This is a genomic window from Paenibacillus sp. FSL F4-0125 (assembly GCF_038008565.1).
Classification (GTDB): domain Bacteria; phylum Bacillota; class Bacilli; order Paenibacillales; family Paenibacillaceae; genus Paenibacillus_AQ.
On sequence record NZ_JBBOZJ010000001.1, the window covers coordinates 2,550,885 to 2,564,363 of the forward strand.

Annotated in this window: 9 protein-coding genes; 5 read left to right on the forward strand and 4 right to left on the reverse strand. The window is 41.7% G+C overall.

Annotated elements, in window-relative coordinates:
- Positions 1 to 46 precede the first annotated feature (46 nt).
- The 4 genes from NST74_RS10915 to NST74_RS10930 all read right to left on the reverse strand — a co-directional run bounded on the left by NST74_RS10915 (position 47) and on the right by NST74_RS10930 (position 6,004).
- Positions 47 to 868 (reverse strand): AraC family transcriptional regulator, encoded by an 822-nt coding sequence (locus NST74_RS10915; RefSeq protein ID WP_445668137.1) that lies wholly within the window; start codon positions 866 to 868, stop codon positions 47 to 49.
- A complete protein-coding gene (locus NST74_RS10920) occupies positions 852 to 1,466 on the reverse strand; it encodes a TetR/AcrR family transcriptional regulator (protein WP_341111997.1) in 615 nt (204 codons plus the stop codon). Before NST74_RS10920 ends, NST74_RS10915 begins: the two co-directional genes overlap by 17 nt.
- 46 nt (positions 1,467 to 1,512) lie before the next feature.
- A complete protein-coding gene (locus NST74_RS10925) occupies positions 1,513 to 2,703 on the reverse strand; it encodes a pectin acetylesterase-family hydrolase (protein WP_341112000.1) in 1,191 nt (396 codons plus the stop codon).
- A gap of 169 nt (positions 2,704 to 2,872) precedes the next feature.
- Positions 2,873 to 6,004, reverse strand: a complete 3,132-nt coding sequence (locus tag NST74_RS10930; protein WP_341112003.1) for an alpha-mannosidase — start codon at positions 6,002 to 6,004, stop codon at positions 2,873 to 2,875.
- 241 nt (positions 6,005 to 6,245) lie between these two features.
- Between NST74_RS10930 and NST74_RS10935 the strand changes: the two genes are divergently transcribed.
- From NST74_RS10935 to NST74_RS10955, 5 genes are all read left to right on the forward strand, one after another.
- Positions 6,246 to 8,069, forward strand: coding sequence for a sensor histidine kinase (locus NST74_RS10935; protein ID WP_341112005.1), 1,824 nt, complete (start codon positions 6,246 to 6,248; stop codon positions 8,067 to 8,069).
- On the forward strand, positions 8,069 to 9,643 hold the full coding sequence (locus NST74_RS10940) for a response regulator transcription factor (protein WP_341112007.1): 1,575 nt from the start codon (positions 8,069 to 8,071) through the stop codon (positions 9,641 to 9,643). The genes NST74_RS10935 and NST74_RS10940 overlap by 1 nt, the downstream gene beginning before the upstream one ends.
- 330 nt (positions 9,644 to 9,973) lie before the next feature.
- Entirely contained in the window at positions 9,974 to 10,855 is an 882-nt protein-coding gene (locus NST74_RS10945) for an ABC transporter permease (protein ID WP_042132076.1), read from the forward strand.
- 18 nt (positions 10,856 to 10,873) lie between these two features.
- Complete coding sequence (locus NST74_RS10950; protein WP_042126475.1) at positions 10,874 to 11,797, forward strand: carbohydrate ABC transporter permease; 924 nt, start codon at positions 10,874 to 10,876, stop codon at positions 11,795 to 11,797.
- An 85-nt stretch (positions 11,798 to 11,882) separates the two neighbouring features.
- On the forward strand, positions 11,883 to 13,400 hold the full coding sequence (locus NST74_RS10955; RefSeq protein ID WP_341112010.1) for an ABC transporter substrate-binding protein: 1,518 nt from the start codon (positions 11,883 to 11,885) through the stop codon (positions 13,398 to 13,400).
- The last annotated feature ends 79 nt before the right edge of the window (positions 13,401 to 13,479 follow it).

Consider the following 13,479-nt stretch of genomic DNA (forward strand, 5'->3'; position numbering starts at 1 on the left):
AGAGCTAATTGAAGGATTGCATCCCCGATTGGTTCAGGGTCCTCCGTTATTTCAAGGCAGATGACGGAGGATAACCCTTGATATTTTTGAAAACATTACTGAAGTAGGCAACATCTTGATAACCACAGTGCTCTGCTACTTCGGACACATTGAAGCCACCTGCCGACAGAATCATCTCGGCATTGTTCACCCGTACTTTATTTATGAATTCTTTATAGGTGGAACCGGTGTTTTGCTTGAACAGCTTACCAAGATATACCGGATTTAAGGCAACCAAATCAGCTAGTTCCTTGATCGTAACTTCCTCCGAATAATGATCCATAATATAGGTCATTACTTTTTGGATTCTCAGATCGATCAGAGGTGTCTCTTGATGGTGGGTTATGCTTAACAGACGATACACGATCAGTTGAAAAATAGCTCTGGCCTTCATTTTATAAAAAGGCTGTTTGCCCATCCATACATGCGAGAAATCTTTGATGTCCGCTAGAATCTCTTTAGTTCTCAAGTTTTTGGTTACGGTCTCAAAGGGGAGCTGCACATGATTGTCCTTCCCCTCCCAGAAGAAATTAAACGCAAAAGAACGCATGGGTGCCTCCTTAAAAGTCTGCGCTTCCCGAATACTTCCGGAAGGTGCATAGAGCATATCACCAGCTTCAACCGTAAATTTCTCCCCATTAATAAAATAGTTCGATTTCCCTTCCACAATGAAGGTAAGGTCATGGAAATCAATTTTGCTCCTCGTTATCTCCCAATCCGGGAAGGATCTGCGGTCGACGAACAAAAAAACATTTGGAACTAGATTCTCATATTTGCCAATGTCCATTTCAGCCATTGCTCCTTCCATATAACTAGAGCCGTACGCCATGCATAATAAAATCCTTGAATTGTCGGTCCGTTGCCCGGTCTTCCTCCGTAACCACACCACCCCGCTGATGCGTAATAATAACAGCTTTTTGTAAATACATGAAATACAGGTGGGTGGATTTCTGCAGAATACCTAGCCACTTATTTTTTTCCTCGGGAGCCACTGCAGTTGCCTCAAGCAGTATAAGCCGTGAATACCAGCCTTCCATAGCTTTCATAAAGTCAGGCAGCTCCGCAGGATTCTTAGAAAGGGTGCTGTAGTAAACTCCAAAAATGGCATCATAGTAAATCAGTGACTCCTGTTGATCTCTCAGCGCCAAATATTTATCCAGAATGTTTTCCAGTGACTGTACCGGCTGTTCAAAATCAAAATCAAACAGCAGCTGTCCAAACATCCGCTCCAGGTTCTCAACATAAATTTGAGCTGCTAATTCTTCTTTGTCCTTATAATGATGATATAAAGTACGCCGGGAGACACCGGCTTCTTCCGCAATCTGAGCCATATCTGTTCGCTCAATACCATGAGCACAGAACAAGCTCAGCGCTGTATCCTTAATGATCTCCCTCGTCATTTGCATCTGCTTTTCACGCAAATTCATTGATTTATATCTCCTGTCTTGTGCAAGTATTTCGCTAATTCTAGCACTATTTCTGAGCTGGCTTCGAAGCCGTGAGGAACTTGCTGCCCACGGAATAGAGTTTCTGATGGTTGACCGCATCACCTAGCCATTTTAGAAGCTTCACGCCATCCTGCTCAGCCTGAAAGAAGGTCTCTCTGGTGGCAAAAGTGTGCGGAGTTGTACCCGTCTTAGCGTTCAGCCCAAAGTCGGTCAGATAGTAATAATAATTAGGTAAAGTGGCAGCCAAAGAAGATACAGATTGCCGCATTTCCTGTGACCATTCATTAATAATGCGTTGATCTCTAGGCCCCTTGTAATCGTTGATATTGTTCTGAAAGTGGATCAGAATCTCGTCAAATACCGAGTAGGATTGCAATATTACCGCATTCGCAGGCAGTAGATGACCGTTCGCTTTAAATGCTGCCCCGATGATATCCGCTTCGGGGGTATACCCAAAGTTCTTAACGAAGTCTGCCTGCCATTCCTTATTCACAACATTTGGCCACTTGTCTGATTTCAGGAAGGAACTGTCTGAATATTGGAAGAGCTCGGAGTCTTTGTAATGAGAGGCGATTTCCGGAGCCCAGAAGGCGGACCCGAATCCACCAGCGCTTTCGCCGGCAATCAGTAGTTTGTCGGGTTTATCTACGTTGGTATATATCCAATCAAGGCTGCTCCGCACATTATTGCTGCCGTTATAACGCATAGTAAAGGTGCTGCCGTCTTCTTTTTTATATTCAACTGTGCGGTTGCCGATATGGAAATCACCTGTCGAATAGGGAAGGTAGACCACATTCCAGCCATGAAAAGGATTGTCAGGGTTATCCGTATCCATCATGCCTCTCAGCAATGTCAGCATATAGAAGGGGATGTTCGGGAAATAGTTGCCCGTATCTCCACCTTTAATGAAGTTCATTAGCTTGATGGGGTGCGCGGCACTTTGGGCATCCCAACTGGCCCCTCCCCCGGAAAAGAAGATGATCCAGTTATTAGTCTCCCCCTTTTTATTCCAGATAAAATACTCTGATCCATCACTTGAAATGACATTTCCGTCCAGCTTGACTTTATTCCACTGGTAAGGCTTCACTTCCGTGATTACGGGGGTGGTGGTCACCGGTCTCTTGATCACAATAGCGCTAATAGCAAGAATAGCAATCAAGGCAAGGCTCAATAATCCAATGCCTGTGAATATCGTAATTTTCCCCATTCTTCTCATATACATCTCTCCCTTAATTGAAGTATACGCTACGTTAACTCATTGCGCAATGTGTATACTTAAAATGCGAAAGAAACAATCATACTCGAAAAACGGGGTGTCCTCGCAGCCTTTTATACATGGCTACAGGGACACCCCGATTTTGTATGTTACTTCATTTAATTAGGATCTACACTTCGATTTCAAATGTTCTAATTTCGTAAGGTTCAAGTACAAAGGTAATGACAGGCTCAGTATGAACCTCACCTTCAGGACGTTCCATTAGATTGCACTCTTGCCATGAAATAATGTTCAAGTCGCTCGTCATATCAATCTGCTGACGGCTTCCGGAATAGTCGTGAACACGAACGATTAATTTGTGTCCATCCTCAGATTTCTTAAGGGCAGATACCATAACCGTATCCGTTGAAAGACGAATCATGGACTTAGCTTCCACTTCAGCTTGCCCTTTGGTGTTACGCAGTGGGTTGTTGATGGACCAGGCTTGACGGACTGTGTCACCCTGTAGCCAATCACCAGTATGCGGCAGGATAGAATACGTGAATGTGTGCTCGCCTTGATCCGCTTCAGGGTCAGGGTGCGTTGCCGATTTGATTAGGGATAAACGCATCACATTATCCTTGATGTCGTAGCCATATTTGCAGTCATTCAGCAAGCTAACGCCATAACCACGATCAGATAAATCTGCCCACTGGTGACCCACAGTCTCGAATCTAGCGTAATCCCAGCTAGTGTTCCAGTGTGTTGGACGCTTAACATTACCGAACTGGATATCATAAGTGGCTTCGGTAGCTCTTATCGCAACAGGGAAGGCTACTTTCATTAGCTGTTTTTTCTCATGCCAGTCTACGTTCGTCACGAAGTCAATACGACGATGCCCAGCGTGTAAGATCATTTGCTGTTTAATCGTGGAATCCATATAGCTCCATGTGAATTGCACAATACAACGCAATGAAGCATTTTCTATGACTTCAATGCTAGTGCAGTCGATCACTTCGCGCATTTTTTGCTGATAGTAGATGTCAATGTCCCAAGCTTCATGTGCTAATGGTTTATCCTCAAACACTTGGAACACATTACCGTGACTTCCATTAGCTAATACTTGACGCTGTTCGTGTTTATCATAGATGGATGACAATTGACCTTGCTCGTTCCACGCTATTTCAAGGTGAGGCGTTGAAATTCCTGATTCATTCAGCTTGAATGGAGAGCTGGATGGCTCAGTAATTACATCCTCTACAAAGGAGATGGTGGTGTATCCGAGAGAAGGAATGTCGGACACTTCAATGATCCAACGGTCACCTTCACGCTGAGCTTGTAATGGTTTACCTTCTGTGTTTATCCAATGTCCTGTTTCCATGCCAGGATCTATAGTAATTTCTACGAGCTCAGTCAATTCCCAAGAAGCATTGTTCCAGATAGTATATTTACCAGCTTCACTTCCGTTCACCAATGCCTTCGTAGATTGTTCCCATACAGATTGCCCAATAGCTTCAGCTTGAGCATATTCAATCGTACTGTCTTCATACACTTCACGAATCGAAGAACCTGGAATAATATCATGGAATTGGTTCCGTAGAATAATTCTCCAGCCTTCATCTAGATCGGTCTGACGATAGTTCGACCAATCTTCAGACAATACACTTTGCAGTGCGTTTAGCCATTCCGCCTCGCGGTATAGCAGTTCCAGCTTGCGGTTCATCCGCTTATTGTAGGCTTGGCTAGTGTACGTGCCACGGTGATATTCTAAGTAAAGCTCACCATCCCACACATGGACATAACGATCTGTATTTGCAACGGTGTCTTGCAGGTTACGGAAGTAATCTCCCGCTGTTCCTGTTTCAATCTTCGGCAGCCCTGGGAGGTCGTTGAGTCTGCGGCGCATCTCTAGCATTTCACGGTTAACCCCGCCGCCGCCATCACCATATCCGTAAGAAAGTAACAGATTACGATTCACTTCTTTATCCCGGTACGTGTCCCAAATGCCTTTTACAGTCTTAGGAATGATGCGGCCATTATAAGTATAGAACCAAGAATCTTCTTCAGACCAAGGCTCTGGCGTTGTAATGAAATGGGTTAATACCTCAGTGCCATCAATTCCGCGCCATTGGAAGGTATCATGTGGCATGCGGTTGTATTGATTCCAGCTAATTTTCGTGGTCATAAACGTATTGATTCCTGATTTTTTTAGAATTTGCGGCAAGGACCAGCTATAGCCAAATACGTCCGGCAGCCATAAATAATCACATTCTACACCAAATTCATTACGCAAGAAGCGAGTGCCATACAGCAATTGACGGACAAGAGACTCACCTGAGGTCAGGTTACAATCTGCCTCTAGCCACATGCCACCGCCAGCTTCCCAGCGTCCTTCAGCTACACGTTCGCGAATCTTCTCATAGATTTCCGGATAATCATTCTTGATGTATTCATAAAGCTGAGGTTGAGTCTGTAAAAAAGTATAGTCCGGGAACATTTCCATCAGACGGAGTACGGTCGAGAAGGAACGCGCACATTTCTCACGGGTATGCTTCAATTGCCATAACCAGGCTACATCAATATGGGTATGACCAATACAGGTAACAGTAACTGGCGAAGACTTCTCCATTTTATTAATTTCATCACGCAAATAATTACGAGCTTCCTCGATGGAAGCGTAGAAGAGCTCTGAACCTGGACGAGACCAGTCAATCAGAAGAAACGAGCGGTCAACTGTACTTAGCAGCTGTGTATACTCTGGTGTTTTGGAATCAAGTACGTTCAGCGTCTCAACTACAGCAAGCGCGGTAAAATAGAAATCATCCGTTGCTTCGTCCAGCCAACAAATTTCAGCCATACGAATGCCATGGGTTTGATCTTTCTTAGGGCCGCCACCTTCTAGTCCCGACCATAACCGGAAGGTCAGTGGAAGCTTCGTACCTACCGTTTCATCCGGCAAGAACACTTCTGTATGATTGGAATCTACACCTTGATAGGGCTTGCCGTTGTAAAAGAACAGGGATTCAAAGCCGGAGTTGTTACCAGCACCCGTCTCGCCAAAATCAAATCGACCCAGTACCCTATGTCCTGCCCAAGAGGCGGGCACATCTATCTGTGTCGTTAGCCATAAATACAAATCGCGGCCTTTCCAGGTATCGCCAACTTGGAGCTTAGACCATTCTCCATCCACAGGTGGTTCCGCTGCAATTTCACCTTGTTCATCAATCATAGAATTGAAAAAAGGAATGTGTATTCGATCCCGGTAACGATATTCGGAAATCTCGTTTAGTTGGGAGTTGAGTTTACGTTTGGTTAGAAACATGAGTAATAGCCCTCCATTATCTTGATGGGGGACGAGGATGATAAGACATATAGGGTGATTACAGGTTTGTTTGGGGGGTAGAAACCAACTATAGACGATTTTTAGCGGGTTGTAAACTCTTGATAGTAAAAAAATAATGCGGGCAGGAAAGATTTACATTCAAAAATGAATGCGCTCCCATTGCACAAAAAGAAAGGTGGTGTTAAGCTTCTAATCCTAAAGGGTCAGATTTTGAAGGAAGGTGAATGGGCTGAATATCAAGAAATTTTATCAAAATCATTTGCGCAAAAAACTGTTCAATAAAATTTTAGCAATCTATTCTTCCATCATCATTATTACGCTCATTGCCTCTTCCATTACCGTTTATAAATACTATGAACAGACGATCACGCGTCAACATGTTGATGCTAATCGTGAGGTATTGGATTACGTGAGTTTATATATGAATCAGCAGTACGAAGGGATCCAATTGGCCATTCAGCAAATTTATAGTGATGCCTCTGTAAGTGAGGATTTATCTTACTTTTTGCAACATGATTATGGAGATTATCTTAAATATCGTTTAGATCAGTTTGCTGAAATTGGGAGCTTTGTACCCCATACGTTCGATACTTATTTCAAAACGTATTTGAATCAAAAAAGCGGCATTTCTGACGTTATCTTATATAGCACTGAAAAAGAATTTTATTATTTATATAAAAATAATACACGACAACTCTACAAGAGAGATATAGATATTTCTGAGCAAAAATCACCCTTACCCAAGAATGGTTGGATTTCGCATGAAAAAAAATTATTACTTAAGGAAATAAGGGAAGACAATAACAATTTGTATACGATGACCAGGGAACTTAAAGATCCGATTTCGTTGAAAACGATAGGTATGCTCATAATTGATTTTGACGCTGAACTTATTTCAAAATGGCTGGGTACGAAAGGCACCGAGAGTAATGGCCAAGTGTTAGTTCTAACACCAAGCGGAGACGTCATATATGATTCCTTAGGCAGGTATATGGGACAGCAGTATCCGCATATCGCTGGTCTTTATTCAGACGGCTGGACAGCATTGGATGGAATATCCAAGGTTAACTTAAATACAACGAATAGCTCAGGTCTTATTGTAGCAGGAATCATTCAGAAGTCGCAGGTCAATAAAGAAATGCTTGTTGTACGAAATTGGATTATCGGGATTACGGCGGCACTAATTGTTGCGGCAATGGCGATTACATACGGAATCATTTTACGTTTCTCTAAAAAAGTGAAGATCATTGTCAAATCTATGAAGCGCTTACAGGAAGGCGACTTAAGCACACGGATTCACCTTAATCGGGAGGATGAATTGCAGCTCATTGCCAACAATTTTAACTATATGTGTGAGCGACTAGAGCTATATATTAATAAAGTTTACATTTCAGAAATTACGCAAAAAAATGCAGAGCTTGTGGCTCTCCAGTCGCAGATTAATCCGCATTTTTTATATAACACGCTTGAAGCTATAAGGATGCGGGCCATCTCGCAAGGTGCGAAGGATGTAGGTCAGATGATTTACATTTTATCGACATTATTCCGAACGATGATCAAGAAGAATATGGTTGTTACCATCGCGGATGAAATTGAATACTGCAATCTGTACCTTGAGTTGTTTCAGATTAGACATCAAGATAAGCTTCAAATCGAGTCGCGGATAAGTCCAGTGGCCATGAATTGTTCTATCGTTAAATTGCTCATCCAGCCGGTGATAGAAAATTATATTGTTCACGGATTCAGGCCCGAACGTTTCGATAACCTAATACGGATTGAAGTTACTGAAGCAGACGGGGAAATTCAAATTGCTATCAGAGATAACGGAAACGGGATTATCCCAAGCAAGCTTACGGAATTACAACAAACGCTTCAAGTCAGTATGCGAATGGATGCACCGCCGTCTTCGCTCGGACTATGCAATGTGAATGAGCGGATTAAACTTTATTACGGGACTGAATATGGGTTAACGATTGCTAGTGAACTAGGTGAAGGAACAACAGTCATCATGAATATACCAGTGGTAAGGGAGAGTACTAAATAATGCACAACATACTTATTGTGGATGATGAACCTCTTATTCTTGAAGGATTACGTTCAGTGATCGAATGGGAAGATTATGGACTTAGAATCGCAGGTCAAGCGGGTAACGGGGAAGAAGCTTTAGAATTTCTGCATCGGCATAACGAAACCATAGACATATTAATTACAGATATTACGATGCCAAAGCTTACGGGTCTTGAGTTGATTCAACAAATCAAGTGTTTTGATTCAAAAATGAGATTTATTATCCTAAGCGGCTATGAGCAATTTGAGTATTTAAAAGCCGGGATGAGTCTAGGTATTGAGAATTATATTCTTAAACCCATTAATATAAAAGAATTGGAATCGACCATCGAACAAATTGTTGAAGTCCTCAATCAAGAGGATGTTGAACAATTTCATGCGAAGGAGGATCAGCAAGTTTTACGGAACAATATTTTGAACCGCTGGGTCACTGGAAACATAGATCGACAGGAGCTTATGCATCGTTCAAAAGTGTTGAATATTTCGCTGGACTGTTCTTTTTTTACGGTGGCTGCGATTCGGCTTATTACGGAGCATGAAGGGGAGGAGGGTCAGCATCAACTGCACCCTAATCAACTTGTGGAAGAATGTTATCGTATCGCTGTGCAGTCCGTATCTAAGCGCGGAACGGTTATTGTATTTATAGACATGGAAGGTGATCTTGTTCTTATTGTTGCGGAGTCAGCTGAAGATGAGAACAAAGAAGAGATGTATTGTATGCTGGAACAAATTCAATCTGAGATTATGCATGAATTAGGAAAGTCTGTCTGGATTACGATAGGAAGTAAGGAATATACGTTTCAAGAAGTGCCACAAAGCTATAACAAAGCGAAGAGTTTATATGTGGATCATCTGATGCTGCCGAGCTACCCGATTATAGATGTGGATAAACTATCGAAGATGATGTTACACGAGGAAAAGCTTGAAATTGATTATGAAGCCTTTACGAAATTGTTGTTATCTGGTGAACGTGAGGCGGCCAATCAATTTATCGCGGAAACCTTCGAAAAGCTATTTGGTTGTGGCATGATCACCCGCATGGATAATTACAACGTGGCGATTGAATTAATGTTGATCGCTAAGAAAATGGAGAAGAACTCTAATTTTAGTGCTGTATTTAATCCTTTGCTACGTATCCATACCATTGAGCAGCTGCTTCATCATGTGCAGGAAAGTGTGAATGAAACGCTGGATCAATTATCGTTAGTGAGTAATGAACTAAGCCCGAATATGAGATATATGGTGGATCAAGTAAGCAAACATTATAGAGAAGAGCTATCTCTGAAGACGCTTAGTCAGCGAATGAATATGCATCCTACTTACTTGGGACAGCTATTTCAGAAGGAGATGGGGCGAAGCTTCTCTGATTATGTAAATCAATTCCGAATTGAAAAAGCAAGACAACTGCTGCTTCAAACTACATTATTAACCAATGAGATTGCAGCTGAAGTAGGGTATTTAGATCCAGCATATTTTTATCGCCAATTCAAAAAATCAGTAGGCATATCTCCAACCGAGCTTCGAAAGATGTATATAAAAGAAAAGTCGTAGCATAAAGGAAATGTTCCCGGGTATCACGTTCAAGTGTTGGGTTCACGAACGTTGGTCACGAGAATGTTTCCTTTTTTTTATGTTTAAATTATTAGGAATTTTAAGCCTCGGAATGGTCGTTTCTCCTGGCGATCTTTAATTTTTACATATCATTCTGGAGTTTTTCAACTTTATGAAACCGCTTTTATAGCGCAGAATTAAAGATAGTTAAAGGGGCAAGGAAATAAGAACGAAAGGGAATTACGGGGATTGTTTGGGGATAGAGAAGGGGGATGTAGAATAGTGTCTGCATTTTTCAAAAGCTTAAATAAGGATAAAGTGCTGTGGTTTATGGTATTACCAGGGACAATATGGTTCCTAATCTTTTGTTACTTACCTATGTTTGGAACGATCATTGCCTTTAAGGATTTCAAGATTCACCGGGATGGATTTTTTGCAAGCGTTTTAAATAGTAAGTGGGTTGGACTTGAAAATTTCAATTTTCTGTTCTCAACAGAAGACGCCTATCTTATTACAAGAAATACGATTCTTTATAACTTGGCTTTGATCTCTCTCGGTCTAGTTCTTGCGGTGGGCATTGCGATCACCTTGAATGAACTTGTGAACAAACGGATGGCCAAAGCGTATCAAACGGCGATGTTTATGCCTTACTTCCTTTCTTGGGTTATTATTAGTTTCTTTACGTTCAGTTTCCTAAGTGTAGATAAAGGGATCTTGAACCAAGTGATTGTGTACTTCGGAGGCGATCCTGTTTCCTGGTATGGGGATACTCGCTTTTGGCCATATATCCTTATTTTCATGGGAATATGGAAATCTATCGGATATTCGAGTGTAGTTTACTTAGCAGCTATAGCGGGGATCGATAAGTCCTACTATGAAGCAGCTATGATTGATGGGGCTAGCAAATGGCAGCAAATTAAGTTTATTACGCTTCCGCTGCTTAAACCTTTAATGGTTACGCTTACTATTCTAGCGATTGGTGGCATTTTTAGATCGGACTTCGGGTTATTCTATCAAATTCCTCGAGATTCCGGTGTTCTATACTCCGTAACGAATGTTATCGATACTTATATTTATCGAAGCATGAGTACGACAGGAAATCTAGGAATGAGTACAGCAGCAGGTTTATATCAATCGATCGTTGGATTTATCATGGTGCTTGTAACGAACTCCATTGTGAGAAAGATCAGCAAAGAAAACGCGATATTCTAGAAAGGAGTCATTGACGTTATGGAAGTATTTAAACGTAAGCATAAGGAAATCGACAACAACGCCATTACTCCTTTTTGGAATGTGGTACTCAATATTGTGATTGGAATCTTCGCCTTTACTTGTGTGTTTCCGTTCTTGTTTGTTATAGCTATTTCTTTTACGGATGAGAAAGTCCTTGCTTTAAATGGATTCAGCTTAATTCCAGAAAAATTTAGTTTGGCGGCGTATCAGTTTGTTTTTAACACAGGTGATCAGTTGTTTCGGTCCTTTGGTGTTACCTTGGTGGTTACTGTACTAGGTACGCTCATTAGTTTGTTTCTAATTACAACTTACGCCTATGTTCTTTCTCGAAGATCATTTCGCTATCGTAATTTCTTCAGCTTCTTTGCCTTCTTTACGATGTTATTCTCAGGCGGAATGGTTCCGAACTATATTGTGGCTACGCAGTTTTTACACTTGTACAACACGATTTGGGCTTTGATCTTACCAATCGCAATGAATGCATTCTTTATTCTAGTAATGCGGACCTTCTTCCAGACCACCGTACCTGACGCGCTAATTGAGGCAGCGAAAATAGACGGTTCAGGGGAGTTCCGGACATTCTTACAAATTGTACTTCCGATCTCTTTGCCGGGGATTGCAACGATTGGACTGTTCTGTACGCTGGGTTATTGGAATGATTGGTTTAATGCGCTGCTGTATATCGATGATGCGAGTCTTGTGCCGCTCCAAGCGATGCTGATGCGAATTCAGAATAATATGGAGTTTGTCATTCAGAACAGTATGCAGATGGGATCAAGCTTTGAGATTGCTGCGACCTTGCCGACAGAAACGGTTCGAATGGCGATGGTTGTACTGGCAACCTTGCCTATAGCACTAGCGTATCCGTTCTTCCAAAAGTATTTTGTACAAGGCTTAACCGTTGGCTCTTTGAAAGAGTAACACTACTAAGATGTATTTATTCGAATCGCTAGTATAGGAAACGATATAAATAAAAAGTAAATTAATCTAAAGGGGGAAAATAGAAATGAAAGCGAAAAAAAGTTTAACGCTCGCTCTTGTAGGAACAATGCTTTTGTCTGGCCTTCTTGCTGGATGTGGTTCGAATAATAATACAAATGCTGCTAAAGAAACAAACAATTCAGCGACAGCGGGGAATTCAGCAGGGAATTCATCGGAATTAAAGCCGTATGAGCTGAAGATGTATTTAATTGGTGGACCTCAAAAGGATCTGGATCTTGTATTAAAAGAGGTTAACAAATATACCAAAGAAAAAATTAATGCGACGTTGAACATTACGATGTTTGATTGGGGTGATTACGATAAGAAGATGCAGGTCATCACCGCTTCTGGTGAGCCTTATGATATTGCCTTTACCTCTTCTTGGACAAATGATTTCCGCCGTAACGCAGCGAACGGTACCTTCTTGGGACTGAATGATCTGCTGGATAAGTATGGAAAGGAAACGAAAGAAGTTTTGGACCCGCGTTTCTTAGAAGGCACTAAGATTAAAGGTGAAATCTATGGTGTTCCTGTAAATAAGGAGCTTGGACAGCAATGGGTATGGCGCTTCAATAAAAAATATGTTGATAAATACAACATGGACATTTCTAATATTCGTACATTGGATGATCTAGAGCCACTTCTTAAAACGATTAAAGAGAATGAGCCTGCGGATATTACACCGCTAGCTGTTCCTAAAGGCTTTAAGCCATTCATGCCATTTGACTATGTACTAGGTGATGAACTGCCTATCGGGGTCTACATGGATTCCACAGATGGCAAGGTTGTTAATATTCTGGAGACACCTGAACTCGCAACATCGTTAGATACGATGCGTAGACTTTACACAGCAGGTTACTTACGCCCAGACGTTGCAACACTTGAAGGTATCGATAACATTAAGACCGGTAAATGGTTTGCCGATCGCGAAATTACACAGCCTTATGCAGAAAAAGGTTGGTCTCGTTCAGCGGGTTATGAAATTGTAACTTCGCCTATGCATGAGCCTTATGTGTATACACAGTCCGCCGCAGGTTCGATGCACGCGATTTCCGTAACCTCAGGTGATCCTGAACGGGCTATGATGTTCTTGAATCTTTTGAACACAGATAAGTACTTACGCAATTTGCTCAACTATGGTATTGAAGGCACTCATTATAAGAAAATTTCCGACAATGTCATTGAAGATCTGCCAGCTATGCAAGATAGCTATGCTATGCCAGGCTTCACGCTTGGAAATATGTTACTGACTTATCTGCATGCTGATGACCCTGCTGATAAATGGGATGCTTTCAAGAAGTTTAATGATTCGTCTAAAGAAGCGCCTACCTTCGGTTTTGCATTTGATCCTACACCTGTAAAAACTGAAGTAGCGGCCATCAACAACGTAACTAAAGAATTTATGCCAGCTCTATACACAGGTTCTGTTGATCCTAAAACATATCTGCCAAAAGCAACCAAGAAATTTAAAGAAGCTGGACTGGAAAAAGTCATTGCTGAAGTTCAAAAGCAGCTTGATGAGTGGAACCAGACAAAGAAATAAGGCTTTGAACTTTACAACACGCCTACGATTAATCACTAAAGGATAGCACAAATAGGATTAGTGGAGACGGGCAGCTATG